Source organism: Pseudoflavonifractor phocaeensis (genome assembly GCF_038439875.1).
Taxonomy (GTDB): domain Bacteria; phylum Bacillota; class Clostridia; order Oscillospirales; family Oscillospiraceae; genus Vermiculatibacterium.
The window spans coordinates 447,636-473,389 of record NZ_JBCDMT010000002.1 but is presented as its reverse complement, the minus strand read 5'-3'; the positions used below and the strand labels follow the sequence as shown (position 1 = coordinate 473,389).

Here is a 25,754-nt window from a genome sequence, read left to right as displayed (position 1 = left end):
TCACCGCACCAGCTTCTCCAGCTGCTCCCAGGTATAGCCCCCCGCCTCGATGGCCCCCCAGGTGCCGAACCGCTCCTCCACCATGGCCCAGGTGATGTACCAATAGACATAGTCCACCTGGAGGTGGCAGGGCAGGATGTCCTCGATGATCTTCCGCAGGGTCCCGTACCCGTCGGGGATGCCGGGCACGTCGGGGAAGCGCACCTCCACCACGCCGGGATCGGCGGTCTCACTGACCACGGCGTTGAGCCCGCAGCCCTTCAGATTGTCGTTGACGGCGGCCAGGGTGAAGCTGTCCCCGCCGATGCGCAGCAGGGCCGCCAGCGCCTTTCGCCGCCCCTGGGGGGTCCCGGCCACCGGCCTGCGGACCAGAAGCTCCTCGATCCGCTCCAGCCCCCAGTCCTCCGCCGTGTCCAGAAAGGCCTCCCGCTCCAGGCTTTCCAGCTGCTCCTCCGCCCCGTCCAGGGCGCGGCCCTCCCCCGCCAGCTCCCCGGCGGTGTACTTCCCCAGCGCCCGGTAGGGTCCCAGGGGCCGCAGCAGCTCCCAGAGCCGCTGGGCGTGGCTCATGCCGCCACCTCCACCGTCAGGCTGCCCAGCCGGGGCAGCTCCCCGGCCGCCACGGCCAGGTCGGCGGCGGGGGAGAGGACCGCGCAGTTGGCCACCCCCGCCTGGGTGAACACCAGCCCGCTGAGCTGGGCGGTCAGCACGTCCTTACTCAGCCGCGCCCCGGAGAAAAAGCCCCGGAGGGCGGCCTCCACCCCGGCCCGCACCGCCGCCGGGTCCGCCCCCTCCGCCGGGACGGCCCGCACGGCCACGTCCACCGTCCGCACCGTGGGGGCCTTCACCGCCACGTCCACGGCGATCTCCCGCCGGGCCTCGAAATAGCCCGTCAGCTCCGCCAGCAGCTCTGCCCCCGGCAGGCCGGAGGGAGTGGCCACCACCACGTCCACCGTCCCCCGCCCCCTGGCCCGGGGGATGACGGTGACGGCGGCCACCTCGGGAAAGGACAGGGCCCCCTGTTCATAAAAGGCGGCGTTGGCCCCGTTGGGCATCCGGCGGTAGGTCTCCATCACCCGGCGGCGCAGGGTCTCGTCGTCCTCCGCCTCCGCCCCGCCGGTGAAGGGCCCCGGATTGACGCACCGGCTCACCCCCACCGGGGGCACCGCCATGGCCAGGACGCTCCCGGCGGGCACGTTTCCCGCCGCCCCCGGCTCCACCGCCCGGGCGGCGGTCTCCACCGCCGTCTGCCCCGCAGCCAGCACCGCCGGGGCCGTTGTCTCGAACCGCGCCATCCCCGCCGTGGCGCACACCGTCCCCGCCGGGATGGCCAGGTCGGCGGAGGCGGGGGCGTCCACGGAAAACCGGAGGGTCCCCTCCGCCCGGACCGCCCCCCGCCGCTCCAGCCCCCGGAGGGCGGCGTGCCGCTCCAGATACTCCCCCGCCGCCGTCTGGGGGAAGCACTGCCGGGACAGCCATTCCCCCTGGACGTAGAGGGCGTACACCTGGGCCGCCACGGCGTAGAGCCGCACCGACAGCTCGCTCACCGCCGACGCCTCCGCCCCCGTCTCCCGCCGGAACAGCTCCAGCATCTCGTCATAGATCTCCTCGATGGTTTTCATCCCAGTCCCCCCAGTTCTACCGTCACCGTCAGTTCCTCCCCCTGCCACGCCAGCTCCGCCAAGAGGAGGGCCCGCCCCTCCTCCTGGGACAGGCCCACCCCGGTGACGGTCAATGCCTCATCGGCCAGGGCCTCCTCCACGTACCGCCGGGCCAGGGCCTCCCGCTGGGCGGCCCTGGCCTGCCCCAGCAGGTGGAGGCGGCTGCCCAGCTCCGGCAGGAAGGGAAAGCTCCCCCGCCGGAGGGTCAGCTTCCACAGCACCCGCTCCAGCAGCTCCCGGGCCCCGGTCACCGTCACCAGACCCCCCCGGCCGTCGGAGACATAGTCTCCCTCCCGCAGCATCAGCGCCATGCTCACCCCTCCTCCCGCTCCGGCTGGGGCCCCACCACGGTGCCGTTGACCTTCAGCAGGCCCGTCACCTCCACGCTCCCCTCCAGGGTCAGCCTGACGGCCGCCTTTCCCACCGTCAGGGCCACCTCTCCGGGCCGCAGGCCCAACTCCCCGCTGTCCTGGGCCGCCCCCAGGGCGCAGGGCTTCTCCCCCTCGCCCCCGGCCTTGAGGACCAGCACCTCCTGCCCCGCCGCCGGCACCCAGTGGTAGCCCCCGGGGGCGTATACCGCCACCCCCCGGCGCTCCCCCTCCAGCCAGGCCCCCGCCGGGTCCCCCGGTACCGTCACCGGCCCCGTCAGGGCGGCGACCCCCCGCCGGGGCACCTGTCTTTGTCTGGAAAGCCACATTCTCTCTCACCTCAATTTCAGCTTCACCCGGGAGCCGCCGCCGTCCAGCACGGCCTGCGTCTCCACCACCGTCCACGTCCCCGCCAGGGCGGGGCGGGAGAGGGTCACCGCCACCCGGTCCCCCGGCTCGCAGAAATACGCCCCCGGCACCGTCAGCTCCAGGGCAAACCGCTCCTCATAGGACCGGTCCAGCTGGAACTGGCCGGAGTAGCGCATGGCCTGGTAGGCGCTCCTCCCCGGCATGGTCATCACCCTCCGGCACCGCCCCCCCTGCCGGAGGAACCCCTCGTTGACCATCCGCTGGGGGGACAGGCTCCCCCGGTCCTGGACCAGGACCTCGGACCAGACCCCATACCGCTTGTCCCGCCAGGAGACGGCGGTGACCCCTGTGCGGTCGTCCACCGCCACCCTCCGGGGCTCCTCCGCCGCCACGATCAGGCTGCCGTAGACGTCGAACCGGGGCTGGACGCCCCCGTGGTACCGGGCGAAGGAGTAAAGCACCTGCCACTCGCTGCTCCCCGTGGCCACGGAGAACCCCGGCACCGGCGGCAGGTTCCCTGCCTTCCCCACCGGCAGGCCATAAGGGGACACGTGGTCCCGCAAAATGTCCGCCAGGGTGGCCACCTGGTAGTCCCGCCCCGCCGCCTCGTTGTCCAGCAGAAGGGCCGCCAGCCCCCGGCCCGCCACCGACAGGGCCCCGCCGTTCTCCCCCCAGGACAGCTCGTATTCGTCCAGCACCCCGGTGAAGCGCCTGGCCCCCCCGTCCTCCAGAATGAGCCGGTATGCCCCCTCCAACGCCGGCTCCACCCCGGCGTCCCAGAGGCAGCTCCCCTCAAAGCTGTCGCAGGGCACCGTCCCGGTGCGCCGCAGCTTCCAGCTGGTGAAGGGGGGCAGATCCATCCGTCCCCCCTCCGCCGTCAGCAGATATCCCGTCATCATCTCACCCGCACCTTCTCTCCCGGATGGATGAGGTTGGGGTTCTTCAACTGGGGGTTCAGGGCGATGACCCCCGTCAGCTCCGCCCCGTAGTCGGCGGCGATCCGCCAAAGGCTCTCCCCCTTGGCCACCGTGTGCCACAGCTCCCCGTTGGCCGCCCCGGCCGCGGTCGGGGTGCCGTTCTCCCCGCCCCCCGCCGTTGGGGCCGGGCTCCTGGCGTAGGCCGCATAGCCGTCATAGGCCTCCCAAAAGGTGAAGGAGTACCCCACGTAGTCCCGCCGGGGCTCCTGGGCCAGAGTGAGGGAGACGAAATAGGCGTTGACCGCCTGCCAGATGGGGTGCACCAGCACGCCGGGGCCCTCACTGTAAAACACCGAGGCCAGCTTCTTGAACTCCTCGTAAGCCCCCTCCCCGGTGAATTCCCCCTCCCCCCGCATCACCCGCCGGACAGGCCCCAAATCCTGCAGGTGATAGCGGCCGAAGGGCACCTTCTGGTTCCCCATCCGCCGCTGGTACTCCATGGCGTACACCCTGGGATTGTGGGGCCAGGTGTACTCCTTGAACCGCATGGGCGCAAGCTCCACGGTCCTTCCTCCTTCCCGTTCCGGGGCATTCGCTCCCCGTCAATACAACTCAAAGCCCCCGCCGTACCGCCGGGCGTCCCGCTCCACCGCCCGGTCCAGCTCCTCCGCCCCAATGGCCGGGAGGGAAGCCTCCTCCGGGGCCGGAAGGGCCAAAGCCCCCCGCCGGTCCCGGACATACCCGGCGGCCTCCGCCGTCCGGGCCAGCCGCCGCAGCCACGCCGCCCCGGAAGGCTCCGCTATGGCCGGGGCACCGCCGGAAGCAAGGGGCAAATCACGCGGGCTCTCCTTCGCCGCTCCCCGCGCCCAGAGCCTTTCCGAGGAAATAACCCTCCCGGCGGGAGCGCGCGCATCCCCGCCCTCCTCCGGCTGGGCCCCGCCCCCCGCCTTCCAGGGCCGCTCCCCGGCAAAGGGCGTCCTCCCAAGAAGGGACCCCACGGCCTCTCCCGCCGCCGGGGCTCCTTCCTTCTCTTCCAAATCCGCCTCTCCACGGGCGGGGGCCTTCCCGGAAGCCGGGGGGGAGACCCCAACCGCCAGACCCCCGACCGCCAGCTCCGGGGTCTCCCCCTCCTCCCGCCCGGTCTCCTCCTGGGCCAGCGCCAGGGCTAAATAATCCGTCATCCGCTCTCCCCCCGCAGTTCCCGGAATTTCCGCTCGTCAAAGCCGCCGTTCTCCCCCCAGTCTCCCGGCGTGGCCCCGCACACAGGGCACCGGCCCTCCTCCGCCTCCGCCCGGCAGCCCGGGCACAGCCGGGAGAGGGCCTCCTCGTCGTCCAGCAGCAGGTTGAGGGCGCACCACAGGTAGTCCCGGTGGGTCATCTCCCGGGCCCGCGCCTCAGTGGGCAGCGCCCCAAAAGCCTTGAGCACACGCCATTGAAGGCGCTCATAAGGCGTGCGCTCCAGGCTTTTTTTGCCCCGTCCACCGCCTCCTCCCCGTCCAGGGCGGAGGGGTTGTTCTCCCGGTCAAACGCCCCCCACCGGCGGGCCAGGTCCCCGATCTGCCCCGCCGTCAGCGTCTCCAAAACCGCCCGCCCGCTCTCAAAGGCGGGCTTTTTGTCTCTTCTGAGAGCCCTGGCCAGCAGGCAGGCGTTGGCGCACAGGGCCCCCTCCCGGCCCTCTCCCGCCAGTTCCTCCCCCTCGGCCCTGGCCTCCATGGCCTCCCAGGCCGGGAGGAGCCGGAGGGACCAGCCCCGCCCCAGGTCCTTCTCCCTGGGGCGGCTCAGCAGCCCGCCCGTCATCTCAGGGCGGTCTCCACCCGCCGCGCCGCCACGATGGTCACCTTTTCCAGCACCATGTCCCCCAGCTTCCCCGTCTCGCTCAAATCCTGCCACTGGCAGCCCGAGTAGATGATCCGCCGGTCGGGCTTGCAGATGACCAGATTGAAGTCCTCCAGATCATAAAAGCTCAGCCCGTCCCGGCTGGCCTCATCGGTGGCGTAGAGGCGGGTCAGCACCACCGTGTGCTTGCGCTGGCCGGGGATGGTGGCCACCGGCTCGCTCTCCCCGAAGGCCTCCACCACCGAGCTGGTCTTACTGGTCTGGGCGGAGTAGCTCTGTACCACCGCCAGCTTCTTGCCGTTTAACTCCAGATAGATGTCCGCGCTGGTGGGAAATCGGCTCGCGATCATAAAATCCCCTCCCTCAGACCGTGATGTGGGCCGACAGCCAGATCTGGCTCAGGCCGTGGGCCACCGTGAAATCGAATTCCACCAGGCACACCGTGGGGTTGTCCTCCAGGGCCCACACCTCCACGTTGCCGTAGTCCGTGATGATCTCGCCGCTCTTCTTCCGCTCCAGCTCCACGATGACCTGGCTGCGGATGGCCCCCCGGCCCTGCTCGGTGTTCTTGGCCCGGCTGAACTTGGCCCCCAGGGCGTTTCGCAGGGCGGGGATCACGTCGTCCACCACCCGGATGGTGGTCAATTCCCGCCAGGTGGCGTCGGCGGCGGAGCCGGTCTTGGTCCGGGTGGTGATCCCTCTCGTCACGGCCACCACGCCGCCGCTCTGCTCCAGGGGGGTCACCCCGCCCAGCACCAGGGCGTCCACCTCCCCGTCCGACCACTCCCGGTCCAGACCGGCCAGCCCCTTCAGCTCCGCGCCCCCCAGGGGGACGGCGGGGTCTGCCTCCCCGGCGATGGCCCCCGCCACCGCCGCGGCGGCCCGGACCCCGCCGGGGGCCGCCAGCACCACCCGCTCGCAGTTGAGCTCTGCCGCCCGGGCGGTGAGGGCCTCCACCCCCTCGTCCCCGCCGCCGCATACCACGGCCAGCCGCTCCCGCCGGGCCCCGGCGGCCGCCTTCACGCTGTCCCGCAAGGCCTGCTGGACGGCCAGGGTGTCGCTGCCGCACACCACCACCGCCAGCTGTTCCACCTTTTCCAGGGCGGCGAAGGCCCCGGCGTAGCCCGCCTCCTCCGCCACCGGCACGGCGTATACCCGCCCCGCCCCGTTTTTCAGCAGCAGCTCGGCCAGGACGGCCAGCTCCGCCCCGTCGCCGAAGGCGGCCCGGGCCTCCTCGGCGCTGGACAGGGGGTAGACCTCCCCCGCCGTCCCCGCCGGGCACACCGCCGCCACTCCGGCCCAGCCCCCGCCCCGGCGGCCGATCACCGCCGAGGAGGCGTCGTACACCGAGTAGACCCCCGGCCTCTGATGCTCCGTCACATTCATCCTCTGCTCTCTCCTCTCACCGTAAAGTCCAAAAAGGCCCCGTCCTCCCCCGTCACCGCGTAGGACCAGGCCTCAAATTCCGCCTGGACGGGACAGAAATACCGCCCCGCCTCCTTCCGCCACACCGTCTCCCCGGCGGAGAAGGCCACGGGGCGCAGCCCCTCCGGCCCGCCCCGGGCCAGGGCGGCGGTCAGGGCGTCCAGCCCCTCCTGGACCTGGGCCGCCGTGGCGGCGTAGAGGTCCAGGCCGAAGGTGAGCCGCACCTTCTTGCCGTACAGCTCCTCCCACCGGCCGGCGGCCTCGTCGTACCGCTCCCCCAGGTAGTCCTGAAAGCCGGGGGGCCCGCCGGAGCAGGCCCGCAGGGACACCGCCGCCACCGCCTGCCCCGCCGGGGAGCAATGCTCCCCAGGCCAGGCGGCCACGGCCTCCACCCCGGCCCCGGCCAGATACCGGACCAGCCCCCGGCGCAGCTCCTCCGTCCCCCTCATGACCGCTCCTCCCTGTCCTGCTCTTCCGCCAGCGCCCACCGGTAGGCCGCCCGCTCCCCCACCGGCACGGCCCGCGCCCGGATAAAGCGGAAGGAGCGGCCCTCCCAGACCAGCTCCTCCACCCCCTCCGGGTCGATCTCCGGCGGCCCCAGATAGAGGTATCTGCCCGCCGGAGCCGCCCCCAGGGGGGTCTGCTCCTCCCCCGGCGCCCGCTCCCGCACCGGCTGAAAAAAGGCCCGGACGGGAAGGTCCTCCCCCCCTCGGCAGAGGGTCACCCTCTGGCCGTACCGCTCCAGCAGGTTCTTCCACACGGTCCCGTCCATCAGCCCCGCACCCCCCAAAAGGCGAACCCCTGGTCCCGGAGGTAGGGCTTCATCACCTGCCGGGCTTGGAGCCGCAGGGCCTCCCGCCGCTCCCGGCCCTCCCGCCGGACGGTCACATCCCCGGCGGTGAAGGCCCTCACCCCGTCCTCCTCGGCCAGGGCCAGGGCGGCCAGCGCCATCCAGGCCGCCGCCAGGGGGAAGGCCCCGCCGCAGTCCTCCGGGGCCGTCCCCGGCCGCAGCAGGCCCGCCAATTCCGTCTCTGCGGCGGCACACAGGGTCCGCAGCCGGCCGCTCTCCTCCACCTTCCCCAGCGCAGTGGCCAGGGCCAGGATCTCCTCCGTCATCGGACCGCCTCCCATCTTCCCGGGCCGCTTATACCGTCAGCACCTTGGCCGCGTCCCGGAACACCTTAGCAAACCCGGCCACGGTGGTGATGGCCGCCCGCTCCATCTGCCGGTCGATGAGCTTGTCATACTCCACCAGCACGTCGGAGCCCTTCACCATCTCCAGGGCGTACCGCCGGTCCAGCCCGATGAGCGTCCCGCTCCCCAGGGCGGAGGTCCGCAGCAGGTTGGCCCCCAGGGGGGTGGTCAGCTTGCCGGTGCCCTGGAAGTTGAGGCCGGTGAGGGGGTCCCGAAACTCCTCCATCTTCAGCATCTTGAGCATCACGTCCCCCGACACCAGCAGGGTATTCATCTCGTAGGGGTCGAACTGGGCCCAGAAGTCCACCAGGTCGTCGTAGGCCAGCGTCCCGGCCGTCCCCCCGATGGGGGCCGTCCCCACCTTCAGCTTGGCGGCGGGGTTTTCGTTGCCGTCGCCGTTTTCCAGCACGTCGATGGCGTCCTCCAGCAGGGAGCGGCTGATCTGGGCCCCGATCTGCCGCAGGGTCACGGAGAAGAGGTCCAGCTTCTGCCCCCGCACGGCCTCGTAGGAGGCCACCAGCATCCGCCCCCGCTTGTGCAGCCGCACCAGGTTCTCCTGGGTCCGCACCTGGGTCTGGGGGATGACCGCCCCCTCCTCCACCCGGCGGGGCTCCTTCTTGCCCTTCTCGGGCACCGAGGCGATGGAGCGGTAGTCCGAGCCATCGAACCGGGTCACGGCGGCGGTGATAGAGGGCAGCAGGTCGGCCTCCTCCATCCCCTGCCGGACGCTCCGGGCCACGTACTCGGGGAAGAGGACGGCGGACTGGGCGGTCTGGAAGAATTTCTCCACCACGTCGCTGCCCGCGCCCTTCACCTTGATGTCGAACCGCTTGAGCTGCCGCTGATAGGCGTCCAGCCCCTCCAGGGCGGTACCCCGGTATCGCTCGGAGGGGTCGGCCCCCTCCAGCACGGCGGTAAAGCTCTTCCCCGCCACCCGGTACATCCCCTTCTCCAGGTCCAGATTGTCAAACTGATGATTCATGCTTTCCTTCCCCCTTCTCACAGCTTCACGGCGGCCACGCCGCCGCCCACCGCCGCCACCAGGTACTCGCCCCCGGCCTCCCCGGTCCCGGCCTTCTTCACCCCGCCGGTGCCGTCGGCGGTGAGGTTCACCCACCCCGGCGCCACCGTCTCATCGGCGCAAGGGACCTCGGCGAAGCCGGCCACCTGGACGGCGGCGTACCCGGTCTTGACGGACACCGCCACCCCGCAGAACCGCTCCCCGGCGGCGCAGGGGGCCACCGTGCCCTCCCCGGACAGCTTCACCGCCCGCCCCGCCTCTACGCCGTCGGCGGCGTAAAACGTGGCGTTCACCTCTCCGATCCCCTCAAACGAAACCTTGCTGCTCATCCTTCATTTCCTCCCTTTCCCTGTGTTTGGCGGGCCTTACACCAAAAAGGCCCCGTCCTCCCGGTCCCCGTCCTCCTCCTGCCTGGCGTAGGACAGCCTGGGCCCCTGGGGCCACCGCTCCTCCGCCTGCCGCCGGAACACCGTCCTCAGGGCCGTCAGCTCCCCCTCCTCCAGCTTCCCGGCGATGGACTCCACCACCTCCACATCCAACTCCGGCTGGCTCAGCGCCGCCAGCCGGGCCACCTCCCGGCGCAGCTCCTCCAGGTATTTCCGGCCCAGCACGGCCGCCCGCTCCAGCGCCTCCAGCTCCCGCCGGGCCTCCGGCGCCTGTCCCGCCAAAACCTTGAGGGTGGGGGCCAGGGTCTTGATGACCCCCGCCTGTGGCTGGGCGGGCACCGCCACGAAGGACCACTCGTAGGCGTCCGCCGCCCCCTCCAGCTCCGCCCAGCACAGCTTGCCGTTGTGGGTCCGCCCCTTCACGTGGTGGCACTCGTCCAGCCCCCGGCCGCACACCGAGCACACCGCCCGCTCCACCGAGCAGCCCACGCTGACCTCTTTCTTGATGCCCCCCTCGATCTCGGCGATCAGGTCCCCGTTGGCCCCGGTGCGCAGCATATAGGCCCAGCCCTTCAGATAGCGGTAGGGCTTCCCCGCCCGGGTCACCCGCCCCGCCTCCTCCACCACCTCGGTCTGATAGACCCTGGCCGTCTGCCCGGCGGCGGACCAGTTGTGGTCGAAAAGGCCGCTCTTGCCCACGAACAGCCCCGCCAGCCCCTCCAGGGTCTCCTCGGAAAACCGCTCCCACTCCCGGTCCACCTCGTTGTCGCAGAGCTTCACCGTGAAGGTGTACACCTCCTCCGCCGTCAGCTCCCTCCGGGCCAGGGCGTTGATCTTCTCCAGATCCTCCCGGCCCACCACGCACCCGCCTCCGGCGTTTGCCTCCTTGATGATGTTCATCTCTCCCGCTCTCCTTCCTCAAATCCTTCCTGTGGCGCGAAAGCCCTCCGGGGGACGGCGGGCGGCCCTCATGCCCCGCCCTCCCGCGCCCGTTTCAGCCCCTCCGCCTGCTCCCGATAGAGCTGGGCTCTCGCCTCCTCCACCAGGTCCTGCAGATTGATGTCCTCCCAGTCCACCGCCACCCGGGCCGGGTAGCCGTGGAGCCGCAGCCAGGTCTCGCAGACCCGCTCTACCACCGGCGTCACCGCCCTGCGCAGGGCGGTGATCTCGCTGGTGAGCATATCGGCCTGTTGGGCGCTCATCCGCTCGGTGGCCGACCAGGACAGCCCCAGCAGGAAGGGGGGCACCCCCGTCTTGGCCACCAGCTGCTCCAAAATCTGCCGCACCGGCACCTGGCTGTCCAACACCTGGTTGTCCGCCCCGATGACCTTGATGTCCACATCCCCCACGGCCACAAAGTCCCGCAGGTTCCCGCCCTTCCCGGCCTGCATGGCAGAGGACCACGCCCGGGCGATCTCCTCGCCCCGCTCCCTGGCCCAGTCGGCGTCCCCGCTCCCCGGCTTATACACCACGGCGAAACGGGCGTTGCCCATCCGCTCCCAGTTGGTACCGGTGGCCTGGTAGATCTTCAGCAGGATCCCCGCTAAAAAGGGCATGGACCGCAGCAGGGACACCCCGTAGGGGTGGTCGGCCTCGGGCTGGAAGGGGGTGAACAAGATCAAGTCCTGCCCCTCCAGCTCCTCCACCCTTCCGTCCCGCCGCCGGGCGCAGACGGCGAAGTCCAGGGGGCTGTCCCCCTCCTTGAGCACGATCCGCTCCGGGTCGGCGCACAGCAGGGCCGCCACCTCCCGCCGGTCCCGGCTCACCACGATCTCCCCCACCGCCCGGCCGCATACCAGCAGGGAGTCCAGATAGCAGTCCAAAAAGGACTGGATCCCCCGCTGCCCCCGCCCGGTGTCCACCTTCCGCAAAAATTCCTCCAGCTCCTCCTGCCCGGCGCTGGCGGAAACCCTCACGCCCCCCGCCAGCCGCACCAGCTTCCCCACGGCGGCGTCCACGATGGGCACCGCCTCCCGGATGCACCGGTAGAGCCCCACCTCCCCGTCCCCCAATGGGACGTACCCATCCAGCATCCCGAAGGGGTGCCGCCCCCCCTCCCGGGTCTGCACCACCGGCGGCGCCGGCGTTTTTTTCCGATCCAGCCATTTCATCTTCCGCACCTCTCCCTCCAACGGCCTACCAGCCTGTCCGCTCCACGCTCAGCCCCCCGATGTACCCGTCCCCCTTCTCCAGGGACACGGCGAAATACCGGATGTCGTCCATGGCGTGGTCAAACCGCTTCACCACCCGGTCCCCCACCGCCCGCTGGTCCCAGCAGTAGAGGGAGAACTCCCGGACGGCGTCCCGGCAGGGGGCGCAGATGACTAGCCTCCCCCGCCGCAGCAGGTCGGCGGTCACCCGGATGCCGGACACCACGTCGTTGTCCGCCCGGGCCACCGGCCACCCCTCCTCCCGGAGGCAGGCGATGAAGCTGGCCGCCGACGGGTCCACCACCACCCGCCGCAGGTGCCGCCCCGCCGCCAGCCGCTCCAGGTCGGCGGCATATTCCCGGTCGGTTTTCTGCCGCCCCTCCCGCCGGGCGTCATAGTAAAACTCGTCCACCCGGTACCACACCTCCCCCTGCCGCCCCCACAGCCCCATGGAAGTGGGGTTCACCGTCCCGTAGTCGCAGGACACCCGCCACTCCTCCATGGTCCCCGGGGGCACCGGCCGCACCATGGCCTCGTCAAAGAAGTCGTAGACCCGCCCCTCAGCCACCGCCCACTCCCCCAGCACGAACCGCCGGTAAAAGGCCCCGTGGAAGCTCCTGCGGTACCGCTCCAGCACTTGGGGGCTCAAAGAGGGGTTGTCCGTCATGGCGAACCGCACCCGCAGGGCCTTCCGCTCCCCGGCCCGCAGCACCCACTCCTTGTAGAACCAGTGCTCCGGCCCCTCCGGGTTGCAGGAAAACCATGCCTTGGCCCCCTCCACACTGCACCGGGCCAAGGCCTGTTCCACGAAGGACCGGGGCATCAGGGCCGCCTCGTCCAACAGCACCCCCGCCAGGGTGATCCCCTGGATGAGAGCCCCGCTGGCCTCGTCCTTCCCCCCGAAAAAATAAAAGGTGTTCTCCCGCCCCCCGAAGGCCACCCGCACCTGATGCTGGCTCACCAGCTCCCGGACCGAGAAGCCCAGCTCCCCCAGCACGGGGGCCAATGGGCTCCACAGGTTCCGCCGCACCGAGGCCACCGTCCTGCCGCACAGGGCGAGCCGCTCCCCATTGAACCGCCGCATGGCCCAGCAAAAAAAGGACAGCCCCAGGCAGAAGGTCTTTCCGCTGCGCACCGCCCCATCGCAGATGATAGCCTCCCGGTCCCGCCAGGGGGAGCCGTCGCACCACCAGTCCAGCACCAACCTCTGCTTGGGCGAAAAATCCCGCACATCCACCCTACGTCTCCTCCCGCTCCCGCCGGGCCGCCCCCTCCAGGGCCTCATAGAGCCGCCGGGCCTTGGGGTCCTCCCCGGCCCGCTCCAGCAGCCATTGGAGCGCCGCCAGCCGGTCGATGAACTTCAGCTCCACCGTCCCGGCGCTGCTGCGCTTGAACTCCGCCACGGCGGACAGGTCCAGCCCGTCCAGCGCCCCCAGCTCCTCCTCCGAAAGAAAAGCCAGCCGCACCGCGTCGTTCACCCGGATCTCCGCCAGCTTCCTGATCTGCTCCAAAACCGCCTCCCGGTCCTCCATCCATCCCCCTCCTCACACCCCTCCCGTTCCACCCTCTCCGGTTGCCCGTTTGGATACACCCATCCCGACTAGAGTTGCCCAAGTCTACCAAAAGTCAACCACAAACCCTGCACAAACCCTTTGAACCCAAGCCATTTCACCGTTTTCCCCCGCCATTTTGTCAACCAAAAAGTCTACCACCACAACAAAAACGGCCGTGAAGCTATGCTTTACGGCCATTTTTGTTGTTTCTCGCAACCTTTTTTAATCCCCAGGGGCGTTATACTTGCATAATTCTGCCAAAAATAGCTCACCCGCCAAAAACAGAAGGAGGAATTTCTATGAACAACCTCAAGCGCGTTCTCAGCTTGGGTCTGGCCGGAACCATGCTCACTGGCATGATGATGGTCGGCGCCTCTGCTGCGAACAAAGAGTTCACGGACGCCGACGAGATCACTCACGTCGAAGCCGTCAACTCCATGGCCGCTCTGGGCGTCATCGCCGGTAAGGACACCGGCGCTTTCGACCCCGACGGCACCGTCACCCGGGCCGAGATGGCCAAGATCATCTGCGTCATGCTCAGCGGCGGCGAGGACCCCACCCTGGGGACCAAGACCGTTCCCACCTACTCCGACATCAAGGGCCACTGGGCTGAGAGCTACATCGAGTACTGCTCCAGCATCGGCATCATCGCCGGCCAGGGCGATGGCACCTTCGGCCCCGACGCCACCGTCACCGGCTCCGCCGCCGCCAAGATGTTCATGGTGGCCCTGGGCTACGACTCTGACGTCTTCGGCTTCACCGGTATCGACTGGTCCATCAACGTCAACCGTGAGGCCAGCAACGCCAAGCTGTACGACGAGATCAAGGGCGTGGACGTGTCCGCCGGCCTGTCCCGTGACAATGCCGCCCAGATGGCTTACAACGCCCTGGACGCCAAGGTCATGAACAAGACCTACGACAAGGTCCAGTCCAACGGCGAGATCAGCTACAACTATGAGCTGAGCACCACGGAGTCCTTCCTCAACAAGTACTTCGACGCTCACACCTTCATCGGCACCTACACCGGCAACTACGACTCCGGCGCCTCCAGCAACAAGGGCGAGGTTGCCGTCTACGGCAAGCTGGACAACGCTACCGCCGAGTCCCCCAAGACCGTTGCCACCTTCCCCTCCGACATGGACATCACCAACATCGGTGAGGAAGTCAAGATCATCTTCAAGGACGGCAAGGGCGGTTCCGCCAACAAGCCCGACAAGAAGGACACCATCTACGGCGTGTTCAACACCGGCACCACCACTGTCTATGAGGTGACTAAGGCTGACATCCAGGACGCCGAGAGCACCACTAAGATCAAGTTCGGCGGCGTAAAGTACGACATCGACACCGCCAACGGTGTTGAGGTCGTGGTCAACTACATTACCGACGCGCCCACGACCTACACCAACGCCGCTACCCTTCAGAGCTCCGTTCTGAAGTTCCAGTCTGTGGACACCATCAAGTTCGTCACCAACGAGGACGGCAAGATCAACGCCGCCTACATCACTGAGTATTACGCCGGCAAGGTTTCCGGTGTGACCTCTTCCAAGGTGACCATCTCCGGCGTCGGCGCCATCGAGATCGAGGACAACGACATCTACGAGGGCATTGCCAAGGACGACGTGGTGGCCTACACCCGCTTCTACGACACCAACAAGGACGACGCTTTCTTCACCGTGACCAAGACCGAGTCCGTCGAGGGCGAGCTGACCGGCTATAAGCAGGACGGCGGTTTGTACGTCAACGTGGTTGTGGACGGTACCACCTACAAGATCGAGGGCAAGCCCGCCGCCATCGCCAACCTGACCGACGACGCCATCACCGCTCCCGCCTCCGGCAACATCGGCGACACCGTCCGGGTGTTCCTGGTCAACGGCATGGCCGTTGCTGTGCAGTCCATTGACCAGACCGGCGGCAAGTACGCCATGATTACCGAGCGCAGCGCTACCGGCACTCTGGGCTCCACCATGGACCCCATCAAGGTCAGCGTGTTGCTGCCTGACGGCACCGAGCAGACCCTGAACCTGCACAAGGACTCCCTGAAGTCCCCCGGCAACGCCGTGACCCTTGGCGACGTGCCCGCCGGCACCCTGGTGGAGTACTCCTCCATCTCCAACGGCACCATTAAGCTTAAGAGTGTGGCCGGCCAGGTTGCCAACTCCGGCGCCGCCACCCCCATCACCGCTACGGATGCCGCTGGCACTCCTGGCAACGCCAGGGTCTGGGACAAGACCGCCAAGACCCTGACCTATTCCGCTAAGCTCACCGCCGTGGCCTCCTCCGACGCCGCCCTCTTTATCCTGGTGGATAAGAACGCCAACGGCACTTGGGACGCCGGCGAGGACTTCTTCGCCTATAATATGCGGGGCGTGGGCAACATTAACAACACCGCTACCAACGGCGTGAAGGTCGCCTACTACCTGAAGGACGGCCAGGCCGTGGCCGCCTACATGGTGCTGACCGCCAAGCCCGGCAGCTCCACCGCCGACACCCTGTACGGCATTGTCACCGGCTACAATGGCACCCGTACCCTGAACGACGACACCTACTACCAGTACACCGTGGCCGTGGGCCGCGATGAGGACGTTGTGGTCAACGTGGACGACGCCAGCACCCTGGCCGCCGGCGACCTGGTCATGTTCGACGAGGCCACTGACACCAAGTACACCGGCAACGACGGCGTCAAGAACAGCACCGGCGACATCACCCACCTGGTGACCGCCACCGGTGTCGCTCAGGCCAAGAGTGACATCGTCGCCGTGAAGGACTACAACGAGTCCAACCGCCTGCTGACCTACTACACCGACCTGGCCCGTCCCTCTGTCACCGGCGAGTTTACCGGCACCATGGCTTCCATCACCGTGGACAAGGACGTGAAGATCGTCTACGTCAACGCCAAGGACAACGAGGCTGGCGAAGAGGTCGGCGTGGGCGCCTTTGACGCTTCCACCGGTTACGCCAACGCGGTGTTCCACACCGATGACGACGGCATCGTCGACGCCATCCTGGTGGAGACCTCCGGCAAGGCCAACCTGGATAAATACGGCTCCGGCAAGAATGCGGCTACTACCAACTTCGGCAGTACCACCAGCTATGCCATGACCGGTGCTGCGAAGGCTACTATCAAGGGCGCTGAGGTCACTGTGACCGCCAATGATGCCACTGTTCTGGCTGGCAACAGCACTTCCTTCACTGTGACCGTGGCTACTCCCGCCGCCGGCGCCGCCGGCATTGAGGCCGGCACCATCACCGTGGCTCTGGCCAACCTGGGTAGCGCCACCGTGAACACCACCACCGGCACCAACTGCTCCGCTTCCCTGGCGGGTACCACGCTGACTATCACCATCGACACCGCTGCCACTGCTACCAGCGGTACCTTTGTGGTGAGCGGCACGCCCACCGCCTCCGTTACTGCCAGTGCTTCCTAATCGATCCACACAAACACTCACACTGCAGTAAGGTAAAAAGGACCCCCGGACGAGCAATCGTCCGGGGGTCCTTTCGTCCCCTCACCGCAGGACCAGATAGTGGTAGACCAGCCCCTCGTCGTTGGCAGAGACATGGTAGGACGCGCCGATCTGGCGGCTGTGGACGATGAAGCCCTCCGCCGCGGTTTCCACGATAATATTTTCCCCCCGCTGGGCGGGGTGCCCCGCCAGGGCCAGGCCGCCAAAGTAGGAATATCCTCCGCCCATAGCCCCATCTTGACTGACGACCAGCACTGCTTTGGGAGAAAAGTCCAGGGAAATGTTTCGCCTGGCCGCTCCGTCGCCCACGTAGGCACCAACTACCACCCAGGCGGCGGCGTCCAGGGCGGCGAAGTTCTCGTTGAACTCCTCCCGCAGAAAGTTGTCCCCCGGCTCCCAGAGGTGTAGGCCGTAGCTTGCTGTTTGATTGGTTGACATAAAGTTAAATTCCTCCCTTTCCAAGGGGGGCGGGAGCACAGGCAAAGTGCTCCTTTTTCGTCACACAGTTCCCCCAAGGCCCCACCACGCCTCGAGGGCAAAAAAACAGGCTGTACCGTTCGGTACAGCCTGTTTTTTGTCCGTATTCTCAGCCCTTCAGCGTCTCCGCCCAAGCCTCGTACTTCGCCACCTTCTCGGCGCACTCGGCCTTGCCGGCCCCCTGGGCCAGGATGTAGACCTTCACCTTGGGCTCGGTGCCCGAGGGGCGGACCACCAGGTCGGTGCCGTCGGAGAGCTTATACTTGAGAACGTTGGAGCCCTTAAGCTCCATCTCGGACTTGGTTCCGGCAACCAGGTCCTCCTCGATGCCGGTGGAATAGTCCTTGCGCCGGGTGACGGCCACCCCGGCGATCTCGGTGAGGGGCTTTTCCCGCAGGTCGGCCATGAGCTTGGCCATCTTGGCCAGGCCGTCCAGGCCCGGCATGACCAGGTTCAGGGTCTTCTCGGCGTAATCGCCGTACTTGGCGTAGAGCTCCTGGAGGGCGTCGTAGAGGGTCATGCCCCGGTCGTAGTACCAGGCGGCCATCTCGGTGGCCACCAGGGCGGCGGTGACGGCGTCCTTGTCCCGGACATAGTCGCCCATCATATAGCCGTAGCTCTCCTCGTAGGAGAAGATGACCTTGCCCTCCCCGGAGGCCTCCAGGGCGTTTTTCTTCTCGGCCATGAACTTGAAGCCAGTGAAGGTGTCGAACATATTGACGCCGTTGACCTCGGCCACCTTCCGGGCCATCTCGGTGGTGACGATGGTCTTGAGGGCGGTGGCCTTCTCGGGCAGGGTGCCCATGCGCTTCTTGGCGCCGATGACGTAGTCCAGCAGCAGCACGCCGGTCTGGTTGCCCGAGAGGGGGATGAACTTGCCGGTGTGGTCCCGGACCATCAGCCCCACCCGGTCGGCGTCGGGGTCGGAGCCCAGGATGAAGTCGGCTCCCTCTTTGTCGGCCAGGGCCACGGCCAGGGCGAAGCCCTCCGGGTTCTCCGGGTTGGGGGAGGCCACAGTGGGGAAGTTTCCGTCCAGCACCATCTGCTCCGGAACGCAGAGGACATGCTTCATGCCCAGGCGCTTCAAGGCCTCGGGGATGAGCTGGTAGCCGGTGCCGTGGAAGGGGGTGTAGACCATCTTGAACTGGTCCGCCACCTTGGCCACCACGGCCTTGTCGGTGGCCTGGCCCATGACCTGGGTGAGGAAGGCCTCGTCGGTCTCGGCCCCCATGATGGTCACGAGGCCCTGCTTCACTGCCTCGTTATAGTCCATGCGCTTGATGCCGTCGAAAATGTCGATCTCCCCCATCTTCTTGGCGATGGCGTCGGCGTGGTGGGGGGGGAGCTGGGCGCCGTCGGCCCAGTAGACCTTGTAACCGTTATACTCCTTGGGGTTGTGGCTGGCGGTGACGTTCACCCCGGCGGTGCAGCCGTACTCCCGGATGGCAAAGGACAGCTCGGGGGTGGGGCGCAGGGCGTCGAAGATGCGGCTGGGGATGCCGTTGCCCGCCATGACGGCGCAGACCTCCTCGGCAAACTCCCGGGAGTGGTTGCGGCAGTCGTGGCAGACGGCCACGCCCTTCTTCACCGCCTCCGGCCCCTCGGCCAGGATGACCTCGGCGAAGGCCTGGGTGGCGTGGCGGATGACGTGGACGTTCATATTGTGCAGCCCCACGCACATGGTGCCCCGCAGTCCGGCGGTGCCGAACTCCAGGGGGGCGAAAAAGCGGCTCTCGATCTCCTTGTCGTCGCCGGAGATGGCCTTCAGCTCGGCCTTTTCACCGGCGCTGAGGGCGGGGGAATCCAGCCACTTCTGGTAAGTATCCTGGTACGTCATTGTACTTCCTCCTTTATTTTACTCGGCGTCTTCCGCCGGGGCTAAAAGCTCTTTCGCCTCCTGGAGGCGGCTTTCCGGGACAAAAAACTGGATGCCGGTGATGGAGCTGCCGCCGTACAGGAAGGACATTTCCCCCAGATCGGGGCGGTTGGTGAACACGGGAATACCGAATGCCTCCAGCTTGGACAGGGTGATCCCGCCGAAGGCCGCGAAATCGGCCTCACAGTCCAACAACACCGCTTTTTCCGGCTGGCCGTCCGGCCCGACGGGCCAATTTTCCACGCCCATGACGCTCGTCCCCCTTTTATTTGTGGTAGCTGGAGCCCTCGTTGATCTTAAACGCCCGATAGAGCTGCTCCAAAAGCATCACCCGGGCCAGATGGTGGGGAAAGGTCATGGGGGACATGGACAGCCGGGCCCACGCCTCGCTCTTGAGGGCCCCGTCCAGGCCGTAGGAGCCGCCGATGAGGAACACCAGGTGCTTGGCCGCGTTGTGGGTCCAGGTCTCCACCAGCTCCGCCAGCTCCTCGCTGGAGCGCAGCTTCCCCTCCACGCACAAGGCTATGATACTGGAATTGGGGGGCAGTTTCCCTCGAATGGCGGCGGCCTCCTTTTGGAGGGCGGCGTCGATCTGGGCCTGGGAGGGGTTCTGGGGCAGCCGCTCCTCGGCAAGCTCCGTGATTTGGAGTTTGCAGTAAGCCCCCAGCCGCTTGCGGTATTCCGCCACGGCGTCGGCGTAAAACTTCTCCTTCAGCTTGCCCACGCAGATGATTTGTACATCCATCATAGGCTCACACCGAATAGGCCGGGGACAGCTCCCCCCGGGGTGCGGCGGACAGGACCACGTCCCGCTCCGGGTCGATGCCCGCCCGGCGGAACACGTCCTGGGTCACCTGGAGGGCCCGGGCGGGGGTGTTGTTCTCTGCGGAGAGATGGGCCAGCAGAACGGTGGCGGCCCCCGCCTCCACGCACCAGCAGGCCAGGGCGGCCCCCGCCTCGTTGGACAGATGGCCCTTGCTGCCCAGGATCCGGGCCTTTAAATAGTAGGGATAGGACCCCGACTCCAGCCAATCCACGTCGTGGTTGGCCTCGCACACCAGCAGGTGGGCCCCCTGGACGCCGGAGCGCACCTCGTCGGTGACGTAGCCAAGATCGGTGACCACCGCCGCCTTCCGTCCGCCGTGGGTCAGGGCGAAGCCCATGGGCTGGGCGGCGTCGTGGGAGGTGGGGAAGGTCTCCACCCCGAAGGGGCCGATGTCCAGGCTGTCTCCCGGCGCCACCGGGCGGACCAGGTCCTCCAGGGCGGCGATACGGTAGCACAGCCGCCGGGCGGTGCCGGGACTGGTGTACACCGGCAGGGCGTATTTTTTCGTCAGGGTGGCAAGGCCGGAGACGTGGTCGGTGTGCTCGTGGGTGATGAGCACGCCCGCCAGCTCCTCGGGCCGCACGCCCAGGGCGGCCAGGGCGGTGGTGACGCGGCGGCAGGAGATGCCGGCGTCGATGAGCACGTGGGCCCCGCCGGCGCTGGCCAGCAGGCAGTTGCCCGACGAGCCGCTGGCTAACGTATGGATTTCCAAAGAATCGCTCCTTCTATGTATGGAAAAAGCGGCGGCGTCACGCCGCCGCTTTCGGGCTTGCTGTTCCGATTTTCTTTTAACCCACCTGGGCGGCCTTGGCCTCGTCGGGGGTGACCACCACCCGGATGTCGGCGCCGATGCCGGAGAGCTTGCGCACGATGTCCTCGTAGCCCCGCTCGATGTGGCGGATCTGGCTGATTTCCGTGGTACCCTGGGCGGCCAGGCCGGCGATGACCAGGGCTGCCCCGGCCCGCAGGTCGCAGGCCTCCACACAGGCGCCGGTGAGCTGCTTCACGCCCTCAATGACGGCCACCTTGCCGTCCACCTGGATCTGGGCCCCCATGCGGCGGAACTCGTCCACGTAGCGGTAGCGGTTGTCCCAGACGCCCTCGGTGAGGACGCTGGTGCCGTCGGCCAGGCACAGGCAGGCGGCCACCTGGGGCTGCATGTCGGTGGGGAAGCCGGGATAGGGCAGGGTTTTCACGTTGGTGCGGATGAGCCGCTGGGTCCGGCGGACCCGGACGGCGTCGTCCAGCTCCTCCACGTCGGCCCCCATCTCGATGAGCTTGGCGGTGATGCACTCCAGGTGCTTGGGGATGACCCCCTGGATGAGCACCTCGCCCCCGGTGGCGGCCACGGCGGCCATGTAGGTGCCCGCCTCAATCTGGTCGGGGATGATGGAATAGGAGCCGCCGGAGAGGTGGCTCACCCCCCGGATCTTGATGACGTCGGTGCCGGCGCCCATAATGGAGGCGCCCATGGAGTTCAAAAAGTTGGCCAGGTCCACCACGTGGGGCTCCTTGGCGGCATTTTCGATGATGGTGGTGCCCTCGGCCAGGGTGGCGGCCAGCATGATGTTCATGGTGGCGCCCACGGAGACCATGTCCATGTAGACGGTGGTGCCCACCATGCGGCCCTTCTTGGCCACGGCCCGGATGAGGCCGCCCTTCACGTCCACCTCGGCGCCCATGGCGGCGAAGCCCTTGATGTGCTGGTCGATGGGACGGCCGCCGAAGTCGCAGCCGCCGGGAGGGGGCACCTCCGCGGAGCCGAACCGGCCCAGCAGAGCGCCGATGAGATAATAGGAGGCCCGGATCTTCCGGGCCAGAGCGTCGGGGACCTTGGCGTTGCGGATGCGGGAGCAGTCGATCTCCACCGTGGTGCGGTTGATGGTTCTCACGTCCGCGCCCAACTCCTGAAGGATGTTCAGGATCAGCGTCACGTCGCTGATCTGGGGAATGTTCTCGATACGGCAAACGCCGTTCACCAGAAGGGCCGCGGGCAAAATCGCCACAGCCGCGTTTTTCGCGCCGGAGATGTCCACGGCGCCGTAAAGCGGTTTCCCGCCGTTGATCACATATTTTGTCAAAGCTGCACCCTCGATCCTTACCGCAGGTCCCACACCAGGACGGCGGCTATTGTATCAGACCGGCAAGAGACGACCGGTCATTCCTATTGTGTCCAATTCTCCGCGGATACACGCAGAAATACATTGTTATTATAGCATCGAGGCCTTTTAAAAGTAAAGATGTTTTCCAAACTTTCCACATGGTTGTGGAAATCAAACGAAGATATGGGCCGGATCATATCGATTTCCGTCGCCCGGGACACGGCGGAATAATATCCCGTTTGGGCGCAGAGCTCCCCCGGAAAAACAGTTTGCCCCAAGGGAGCAACGTTCCGTCCGCGGGCCCCCTGTTTGGAATGGAGGAATGCGATATGGCAGCGAACAGGACCCAGCGGTACGGGCTCCACCTGTGGGAGCCGGGGGACAACTTTCTGAGGGAGGAATTCAATGAGAACTTTGAGGCTTTGGACGCCGTCCCGGAGGCGGTGACCGGGACCTACACCGGGGACGGGGCATCCAGTCAGAGCATCACTCTGGGGTTCCAGCCCCGTCTGGTCCTGGTCACCAGCCGGGGGAATACCAGCAGCGGGTACGCCGCCGTGGCTGTACCGGGCGGCGACGGATACGCCCACAACGGCGGCGTGGCCCTTCAGGTGACGGAGGAGGGTTTCGCGGTTTTTATCGGCAGGCAGTATGTGTTCACCAACGAGACGGACAGGCGCTACTATTATCTGGCCGTCCGGTAAAAGAGGAAGCACCCCCGCCACACGGCGGGGGTGCTTCTTTGCCTAGAAATTAACTGTGCATCAGGTTTTTAGGCACCAACGGTAATGTCGTAAGCGGTGATCACATCGCCGTTCAGGGCAATGTAGGTCACGGTGACGACATCGCCGGCATCCGGGTTGCCGTTGGTGTTCGCGTCAGTCTTAAGGGTTACAGTCACGGAAGCGGCGTGGGCAGCGGTCAGGGTGGCATCGGCCACGGACTGGGCGCTGGCCAGATTGGTCAGGGAGTCAGCAGACACGCCGAGAGAGGCAAGTTTGGCGCTGGCGTCAAACGCGACCACCAGGGAGTAGGTCACGCCCACACCGTCGGGACCAGTGACAACGGCGGTGGCGCAGTTGCCGCCGGAGGTGCCGATGGTCACGGTGACGGCGTTGCTGAACAGGCCCATGACGTGGGTCTGGACATTGGTGATGTTGCCGGCAGCCAGAGAGGTAGCGGCGGGCACGCCGATCTTCATGGTGCTGTTGTTGATACCCACGCCGTCGGTCAGGTTCAGGGAACCCTCAACAGTGGCCAGACCGGTAACGGAGTTAAGGGTGTTCTTGTTCACGTCGATGACGATGACGTCCACCTCATCGCCGCTGGTGCGGTAGTAGCAGTTCTCAATGTAGGCGGCCACAGTATCGGTGCCGGGGTAGTTGATGCTGCTGGCCAGAGCGATGCTGTTGCCCTCAACGCCCGTCTTGTCGGCGTCGTTGATGTTCAGGATCACGGTCTGGTTGGTGATCTTGTACTCGGTGCCGGAAGAGGGAGAGGAGCCGCCCAGGGTGACCTTGCTGGCGCTGCTGGAATAGGCCTGGACAGCGCCGGTGGTGATACCGGAGGTGGTCACGTTCTTGATGGTCTGGTCGTCCACCACGTCATAGGCGATGACGGTGCGGGCGGGCAGCTTGGCGTCAACGGAGTCCTTCTCGCGCATGGTGATGACTTCGGAACCGTTCCAGAACTTGAAGACGTTGTAGGCGGTGCCGTCCACATTCTCAGTCCAGGAGGAGGTTACCAGGTAGCCGTAGTTGCTGCCGGTGAACACGCCCAGGTTCCAATCCTTCACGGAGGAGGTGGTATCATAACCGTAAATGTTGGAGGAGGTGTTGGCGTTGGCGATGACAGCGACAGAGGCCACGCGGACGCGGTTAAAGCCGTCAGAATCCCGGCCGATCAAAGCGGTAGCAGCGTTGTCGTCGTCAAAACGATAGTACTTGGTGGCGCCAGAGGCGTCGTTGTTGATGGACTTAAACTCCTTGCCGCTGATGACCTTCACGGCAGTGGCGGAAGCAGAGACGGTGCTGGAGGACAGGGAGGCGCTGGGGTTGGCGTTGGAAATGACCGTGTCGTCAGTGGCAGCATAGAGCACGATAACGGCATCGTCATCCACGATCACACCGCCGATGGTGTTGTCCTTGTCCCTCGTGGTGACAGCAGCGCCATAAGCATAGCTGTCATATCCAGCTTTGTTGTTGCTGGTCAGCAGAGTGAACTCATACTCACCGTCGTTGTTCACCTTATAGGTCACAACGCGGCCCATGAAGGCTTCTTCCTTATAGGTGTCGCCCAAGGTGTGGTTGCCGTCGAGGTCAACGTAATCATTGCCGTCGATATCATCGTACAGCTTGGCGACGGTGACGGTCTTCTTGGTGCCGTCGGCCAGGATGATCTTGGCCTGGAGGGTGTCGGAATTAAAGGTGTTGGCGGCGCCATAGGACATATCATAGATGACGGCCACGTCCTTGGAGCCGGTGGCGGCGGAGGTCAGCTTGGCGTAGTAGATAACGCCGTTGACGGCCACGTAGTCCATGGTAGAGCCGGACTTGATGGTGGTGGGCATGGTGTAGCCGGTAGCCACGGTGAACCAGCCGTCTTCCACCTGGAAGTCGGTGTAGGTGGAAGCGCCGCGGTTGAGGGCGTTGCCGGAGACCTTCACGCCGGAGACCTTGGCGCCGGTGACCTTCTCGACCTTGGTCAGCTCGTCCTTGTTGGCGTAGAAGTTACGGGTGGTGACCACATAGTCGCCCTTGGCCAGATCATCGGGATAGATGATGTCCTCCAGCTTGGGAGACAGGGTCTTCATGGTGCCCAGGGTGCCGCGGGCGCTGGACTGGTTGGACAGGGTCACGGCGGTGGAGCTCATGAAGGTGACCTCGGCCACGCCCATGGTGTGGACCAGAGCCACGTCGAACTTGCCGTTGCCGTCGTTGTCGATAAAGGTGACCTTATCGGCAAATACCCGGTCGGTAGCGGTGCTGCTGCTCAGGTCATTGTAGGTGTCGGTACGGGAGCCGGCGCCCATGTCCTTGATGAAGGTCAGGGTGGAGGAGCCGGTCTCGTAGGGATACAGCTCGCCGTCGATCTTCACCTTGTTGGTCTCGTTGCTGGGATAGCTGACCTTGGTGACGTCGGTGACGACCACGTTGTTCTTCTTAACGACGGGGTACACGCCGAACAGGGTGTCCTTGCTGTCGTTGTACAGGACCTTCACGTACTGGCCCATGTACTCGGTCAGGTCGGTGTCCTTGGCCTTGAAGTACTCGCCGTGGACGTTGGCCTGCTCACGGCTCTTGCCGTTGACGGCGTCAACATCCACCACGAAGCCGTCCTTGTTGGCGGCGTCGGAGCTGTTGGTCTCCAGCCGGCTGGTCAGATCATACTCGCCGGTGGCCATCAGAACGCCCTCGTAGATGTCCACGTTGTACTTTTCCTTGAGCATGGTCTTGCCGCTCTTCTTGTACTGGTAGGTGATCTCGCCATTGGTGATGGACATGTTGGGGTCCATCTGCATGGTCTCGGCCTGCAGGCCGTTGTAGATCAGCTGGGCGGCGTTGTCACGGCTGAGAGGCTCGGCGGGGTTCAGGCCGTCCAGGTCCTCGTACAGGTCGTTCTCGGGCTTGTTGGCCACGCCGTTGACGTTGATCTCCCAATCCACGCCGGTGAAGTTGAACACGGTGGCGTCGTAGCCCATGGCGGTCAGCACCATCTTCGCGGCCTGAGAGCCGGTGACGGAGCCGTCGGGGTTGAAGGTGCCGTCGCCCTGGCCGGAGATGATCTTCTGGCTGGAGCAGTACTCGATGTAGCTCTCGGCCCAGTGGTTGCCGATGTCGGTGTAGGTGGGGATGGTCTTGGTGCCCAGGACGGGCTCTTTGCCGCCGTGGAGGGCGATGGTGATCATCTTCGCCATCTGGGCGCGGGTGACGGTCTCCTCGGGAGCGAAGGACCCGTCGTCCTTGCCGTTGATGATGTTCAGGGACACCATCGTGTTCACGGCTTCACTGTGCTCAATATCCTTGACATCAGTGAAGTCCTTGGTGCCCACAGCTCCGGCGCCGGTCAGCATCAGCCCAGAGAGCATGGTGCCAGCCAAGCCCAAGCTGAGGACGCGCTTGAGGTTGTTCAT

General features: G+C 66.6%; 29 protein-coding genes. 2 read left to right on the top strand and 27 right to left on the bottom strand.

Going from position 1 to position 25,754, the window contains the following annotated elements; genetic code table 11:
• The 20 genes from AAEU42_RS04300 to AAEU42_RS04205 all read right to left on the bottom strand — a co-directional run bounded on the left by AAEU42_RS04300 (position 1) and on the right by AAEU42_RS04205 (position 12,856).
• Positions 1 to 567, bottom strand: a complete 567-nt coding sequence (locus tag AAEU42_RS04300) for a DUF2313 domain-containing protein (protein WP_342232299.1) — start codon at positions 565 to 567, stop codon at positions 1 to 3.
• Positions 564 to 1,619, bottom strand: coding sequence for a baseplate J/gp47 family protein (locus AAEU42_RS04295; RefSeq protein WP_342232298.1), 1,056 nt, complete (start codon positions 1,617 to 1,619; stop codon positions 564 to 566). The genes AAEU42_RS04300 and AAEU42_RS04295 overlap by 4 nt, the downstream gene beginning before the upstream one ends.
• Positions 1,616 to 1,969, bottom strand: a complete 354-nt coding sequence (locus AAEU42_RS04290; protein ID WP_342232297.1) for a hypothetical protein — start codon at positions 1,967 to 1,969, stop codon at positions 1,616 to 1,618. The genes AAEU42_RS04295 and AAEU42_RS04290 overlap by 4 nt, the downstream gene beginning before the upstream one ends.
• Before the next feature lie 2 nt (positions 1,970 to 1,971).
• Positions 1,972 to 2,355 carry a hypothetical protein gene (locus AAEU42_RS04285; RefSeq protein ID WP_342232296.1) on the bottom strand — a complete coding sequence of 128 codons (384 nt, stop codon included), beginning with the start codon at positions 2,353 to 2,355 and terminating at the stop codon, positions 1,972 to 1,974.
• 6 nt (positions 2,356 to 2,361) lie between these two features.
• A complete protein-coding gene (locus AAEU42_RS04280) occupies positions 2,362 to 3,294 on the bottom strand; it encodes a hypothetical protein (RefSeq protein WP_342232295.1) in 933 nt (310 codons plus the stop codon).
• Complete coding sequence (locus AAEU42_RS04275; protein ID WP_342232294.1) at positions 3,291 to 3,875, bottom strand: LysM peptidoglycan-binding domain-containing protein; 585 nt, start codon at positions 3,873 to 3,875, stop codon at positions 3,291 to 3,293. The genes AAEU42_RS04280 and AAEU42_RS04275 overlap by 4 nt, the downstream gene beginning before the upstream one ends.
• Before the next feature lie 39 nt (positions 3,876 to 3,914).
• Positions 3,915 to 4,493: a hypothetical protein gene (locus AAEU42_RS04270; protein WP_342232293.1), complete on the bottom strand. Its 579-nt coding sequence runs from the start codon at positions 4,491 to 4,493 to the stop codon at positions 3,915 to 3,917.
• Positions 4,490 to 4,690: a molybdopterin oxidoreductase gene (locus tag AAEU42_RS04265; protein WP_342232292.1), complete on the bottom strand. Its 201-nt coding sequence runs from the start codon at positions 4,688 to 4,690 to the stop codon at positions 4,490 to 4,492. The genes AAEU42_RS04270 and AAEU42_RS04265 overlap by 4 nt, the downstream gene beginning before the upstream one ends.
• Complete coding sequence (locus AAEU42_RS04260; RefSeq protein ID WP_342232291.1) at positions 4,687 to 5,109, bottom strand: hypothetical protein; 423 nt, start codon at positions 5,107 to 5,109, stop codon at positions 4,687 to 4,689. Before AAEU42_RS04260 ends, AAEU42_RS04265 begins: the two co-directional genes overlap by 4 nt.
• Entirely contained in the window at positions 5,106 to 5,498 is a 393-nt protein-coding gene (locus AAEU42_RS04255; protein WP_342232290.1) for a hypothetical protein, read from the bottom strand. Before AAEU42_RS04255 ends, AAEU42_RS04260 begins: the two co-directional genes overlap by 4 nt.
• A gap of 13 nt (positions 5,499 to 5,511) precedes the next feature.
• The gene (locus AAEU42_RS04250; RefSeq protein WP_342232289.1) at positions 5,512 to 6,534 is read right to left on the bottom strand and encodes a phage tail sheath subtilisin-like domain-containing protein; all 1,023 of its coding nucleotides are present in this window, start codon (positions 6,532 to 6,534) and stop codon (positions 5,512 to 5,514) included.
• Positions 6,531 to 7,022: a hypothetical protein gene (locus AAEU42_RS04245; RefSeq protein ID WP_342232288.1), complete on the bottom strand. Its 492-nt coding sequence runs from the start codon at positions 7,020 to 7,022 to the stop codon at positions 6,531 to 6,533. Before AAEU42_RS04245 ends, AAEU42_RS04250 begins: the two co-directional genes overlap by 4 nt.
• On the bottom strand, positions 7,019 to 7,345 hold the full coding sequence (locus tag AAEU42_RS04240) for a hypothetical protein (RefSeq protein ID WP_342232287.1): 327 nt from the start codon (positions 7,343 to 7,345) through the stop codon (positions 7,019 to 7,021). The genes AAEU42_RS04245 and AAEU42_RS04240 overlap by 4 nt, the downstream gene beginning before the upstream one ends.
• The gene (locus AAEU42_RS04235; protein ID WP_342232286.1) at positions 7,345 to 7,689 is read right to left on the bottom strand and encodes a hypothetical protein; all 345 of its coding nucleotides are present in this window, start codon (positions 7,687 to 7,689) and stop codon (positions 7,345 to 7,347) included. The genes AAEU42_RS04240 and AAEU42_RS04235 overlap by 1 nt, the downstream gene beginning before the upstream one ends.
• Before the next feature lie 28 nt (positions 7,690 to 7,717).
• Positions 7,718 to 8,749 carry a phage major capsid protein gene (locus tag AAEU42_RS04230; RefSeq protein ID WP_342232285.1) on the bottom strand — a complete coding sequence of 344 codons (1,032 nt, stop codon included), beginning with the start codon at positions 8,747 to 8,749 and terminating at the stop codon, positions 7,718 to 7,720.
• A gap of 17 nt (positions 8,750 to 8,766) precedes the next feature.
• Entirely contained in the window at positions 8,767 to 9,117 is a 351-nt protein-coding gene (locus AAEU42_RS04225) for a hypothetical protein (RefSeq protein ID WP_342232284.1), read from the bottom strand.
• A 36-nt stretch (positions 9,118 to 9,153) separates the two neighbouring features.
• The gene (locus AAEU42_RS04220) at positions 9,154 to 10,074 is read right to left on the bottom strand and encodes a hypothetical protein (protein ID WP_342232283.1); all 921 of its coding nucleotides are present in this window, start codon (positions 10,072 to 10,074) and stop codon (positions 9,154 to 9,156) included.
• A 68-nt stretch (positions 10,075 to 10,142) separates the two neighbouring features.
• A complete protein-coding gene (locus AAEU42_RS04215; protein ID WP_342232282.1) occupies positions 10,143 to 11,285 on the bottom strand; it encodes a serine/threonine protein phosphatase in 1,143 nt (380 codons plus the stop codon).
• A 25-nt stretch (positions 11,286 to 11,310) separates the two neighbouring features.
• Complete coding sequence (locus AAEU42_RS04210) at positions 11,311 to 12,561, bottom strand: PBSX family phage terminase large subunit (protein WP_342232281.1); 1,251 nt, start codon at positions 12,559 to 12,561, stop codon at positions 11,311 to 11,313.
• 1 nt (position 12,562) lies between these two features.
• The gene (locus AAEU42_RS04205) at positions 12,563 to 12,856 is read right to left on the bottom strand and encodes an XRE family transcriptional regulator (RefSeq protein ID WP_342232280.1); all 294 of its coding nucleotides are present in this window, start codon (positions 12,854 to 12,856) and stop codon (positions 12,563 to 12,565) included.
• A 320-nt stretch (positions 12,857 to 13,176) separates the two neighbouring features.
• On the opposite strand from AAEU42_RS04205, the gene AAEU42_RS04200 reads away from it, so the two are divergent.
• A complete protein-coding gene (locus AAEU42_RS04200; RefSeq protein WP_342232279.1) occupies positions 13,177 to 16,302 on the top strand; it encodes an S-layer homology domain-containing protein in 3,126 nt (1,041 codons plus the stop codon).
• A gap of 81 nt (positions 16,303 to 16,383) precedes the next feature.
• On the opposite strand, the gene AAEU42_RS04195 is transcribed toward AAEU42_RS04200, so the two are convergent.
• The 6 genes from AAEU42_RS04195 to AAEU42_RS04170 all read right to left on the bottom strand — a co-directional run bounded on the left by AAEU42_RS04195 (position 16,384) and on the right by AAEU42_RS04170 (position 21,601).
• On the bottom strand, positions 16,384 to 16,779 hold the full coding sequence (locus AAEU42_RS04195) for a hypothetical protein (RefSeq protein WP_342232278.1): 396 nt from the start codon (positions 16,777 to 16,779) through the stop codon (positions 16,384 to 16,386).
• 148 nt (positions 16,780 to 16,927) lie between these two features.
• A complete protein-coding gene (locus tag AAEU42_RS04190) occupies positions 16,928 to 18,655 on the bottom strand; it encodes a phospho-sugar mutase (protein ID WP_342232277.1) in 1,728 nt (575 codons plus the stop codon).
• A gap of 18 nt (positions 18,656 to 18,673) precedes the next feature.
• Positions 18,674 to 18,943: a putative signal transducing protein gene (locus tag AAEU42_RS04185; protein WP_342232276.1), complete on the bottom strand. Its 270-nt coding sequence runs from the start codon at positions 18,941 to 18,943 to the stop codon at positions 18,674 to 18,676.
• A gap of 16 nt (positions 18,944 to 18,959) precedes the next feature.
• Complete coding sequence (gene rlmH, locus AAEU42_RS04180) at positions 18,960 to 19,442, bottom strand: 23S rRNA (pseudouridine(1915)-N(3))-methyltransferase RlmH (RefSeq protein ID WP_342232275.1); 483 nt, start codon at positions 19,440 to 19,442, stop codon at positions 18,960 to 18,962.
• A 4-nt stretch (positions 19,443 to 19,446) separates the two neighbouring features.
• Positions 19,447 to 20,232 (bottom strand): MBL fold metallo-hydrolase, encoded by a 786-nt coding sequence (locus AAEU42_RS04175; protein ID WP_342232274.1) that lies wholly within the window; start codon positions 20,230 to 20,232, stop codon positions 19,447 to 19,449.
• A gap of 76 nt (positions 20,233 to 20,308) precedes the next feature.
• Positions 20,309 to 21,601, bottom strand: a complete 1,293-nt coding sequence (locus tag AAEU42_RS04170; protein ID WP_342232273.1) for a UDP-N-acetylglucosamine 1-carboxyvinyltransferase — start codon at positions 21,599 to 21,601, stop codon at positions 20,309 to 20,311.
• 350 nt (positions 21,602 to 21,951) lie between these two features.
• On the opposite strand from AAEU42_RS04170, the gene AAEU42_RS04165 reads away from it, so the two are divergent.
• Complete coding sequence (locus AAEU42_RS04165) at positions 21,952 to 22,326, top strand: hypothetical protein (protein WP_342232272.1); 375 nt, start codon at positions 21,952 to 21,954, stop codon at positions 22,324 to 22,326.
• A 68-nt stretch (positions 22,327 to 22,394) separates the two neighbouring features.
• Here AAEU42_RS04165 and AAEU42_RS04160 read toward each other — a convergent pair whose 3' ends face one another.
• Entirely contained in the window at positions 22,395 to 25,754 is a 3,360-nt protein-coding gene (locus AAEU42_RS04160) for an S-layer homology domain-containing protein (RefSeq protein WP_342232271.1), read from the bottom strand.

Bases quoted from the DNA above. Each gene is read 5' to 3' on its own strand.
- AAEU42_RS04290 (WP_342232297.1), bottom strand. From the start codon at position 1,969: ATGGCGCTGATGCTGCGGGAGGGAGACTATGTCTCCGACGGCCGGGGG.
- AAEU42_RS04245 (WP_342232288.1), bottom strand. From the start codon at position 7,022: ATGAGGGGGACGGAGGAGCTGCGCCGGGGGCTGGTCCGGTATCTGGCC.
- AAEU42_RS04165 (WP_342232272.1), top strand. From the start codon at position 21,952: ATGGCAGCGAACAGGACCCAGCGGTACGGGCTCCACCTGTGGGAGCCG.
- AAEU42_RS04240 (WP_342232287.1), bottom strand. From the start codon at position 7,345: ATGGACGGGACCGTGTGGAAGAACCTGCTGGAGCGGTACGGCCAGAGG.
- rlmH (WP_342232275.1), bottom strand. From the start codon at position 19,442: ATGATGGATGTACAAATCATCTGCGTGGGCAAGCTGAAGGAGAAGTTT.
- AAEU42_RS04225 (WP_342232284.1), bottom strand. From the start codon at position 9,117: ATGAGCAGCAAGGTTTCGTTTGAGGGGATCGGAGAGGTGAACGCCACG.
- AAEU42_RS04200 (WP_342232279.1), top strand. From the start codon at position 13,177: ATGAACAACCTCAAGCGCGTTCTCAGCTTGGGTCTGGCCGGAACCATG.
- AAEU42_RS04220 (WP_342232283.1), bottom strand. From the start codon at position 10,074: ATGAACATCATCAAGGAGGCAAACGCCGGAGGCGGGTGCGTGGTGGGC.
- AAEU42_RS04300 (WP_342232299.1), bottom strand. From the start codon at position 567: ATGAGCCACGCCCAGCGGCTCTGGGAGCTGCTGCGGCCCCTGGGACCC.
- AAEU42_RS04190 (WP_342232277.1), bottom strand. From the start codon at position 18,655: ATGACGTACCAGGATACTTACCAGAAGTGGCTGGATTCCCCCGCCCTC.
- AAEU42_RS04160 (WP_342232271.1), bottom strand. From the start codon at position 25,754: ATGAACAACCTCAAGCGCGTCCTCAGCTTGGGCTTGGCTGGCACCATG.
- AAEU42_RS04260 (WP_342232291.1), bottom strand. From the start codon at position 5,109: ATGACGGGCGGGCTGCTGAGCCGCCCCAGGGAGAAGGACCTGGGGCGG.
- AAEU42_RS04280 (WP_342232295.1), bottom strand. From the start codon at position 3,294: ATGATGACGGGATATCTGCTGACGGCGGAGGGGGGACGGATGGATCTG.
- AAEU42_RS04295 (WP_342232298.1), bottom strand. From the start codon at position 1,619: ATGAAAACCATCGAGGAGATCTATGACGAGATGCTGGAGCTGTTCCGG.
- AAEU42_RS04285 (WP_342232296.1), bottom strand. From the start codon at position 2,355: ATGTGGCTTTCCAGACAAAGACAGGTGCCCCGGCGGGGGGTCGCCGCC.
- AAEU42_RS04270 (WP_342232293.1), bottom strand. From the start codon at position 4,493: ATGACGGATTATTTAGCCCTGGCGCTGGCCCAGGAGGAGACCGGGCGG.
- AAEU42_RS04230 (WP_342232285.1), bottom strand. From the start codon at position 8,749: ATGAATCATCAGTTTGACAATCTGGACCTGGAGAAGGGGATGTACCGG.
- AAEU42_RS04205 (WP_342232280.1), bottom strand. From the start codon at position 12,856: ATGGAGGACCGGGAGGCGGTTTTGGAGCAGATCAGGAAGCTGGCGGAG.
- AAEU42_RS04195 (WP_342232278.1), bottom strand. From the start codon at position 16,779: ATGTCAACCAATCAAACAGCAAGCTACGGCCTACACCTCTGGGAGCCG.
- AAEU42_RS04215 (WP_342232282.1), bottom strand. From the start codon at position 11,285: ATGAAATGGCTGGATCGGAAAAAAACGCCGGCGCCGCCGGTGGTGCAG.
- AAEU42_RS04255 (WP_342232290.1), bottom strand. From the start codon at position 5,498: ATGATCGCGAGCCGATTTCCCACCAGCGCGGACATCTATCTGGAGTTA.
- AAEU42_RS04185 (WP_342232276.1), bottom strand. From the start codon at position 18,943: ATGGGCGTGGAAAATTGGCCCGTCGGGCCGGACGGCCAGCCGGAAAAA.
- AAEU42_RS04250 (WP_342232289.1), bottom strand. From the start codon at position 6,534: ATGAATGTGACGGAGCATCAGAGGCCGGGGGTCTACTCGGTGTACGAC.
- AAEU42_RS04235 (WP_342232286.1), bottom strand. From the start codon at position 7,689: ATGACGGAGGAGATCCTGGCCCTGGCCACTGCGCTGGGGAAGGTGGAG.
- AAEU42_RS04265 (WP_342232292.1), bottom strand. From the start codon at position 4,690: ATGACCCACCGGGACTACCTGTGGTGCGCCCTCAACCTGCTGCTGGAC.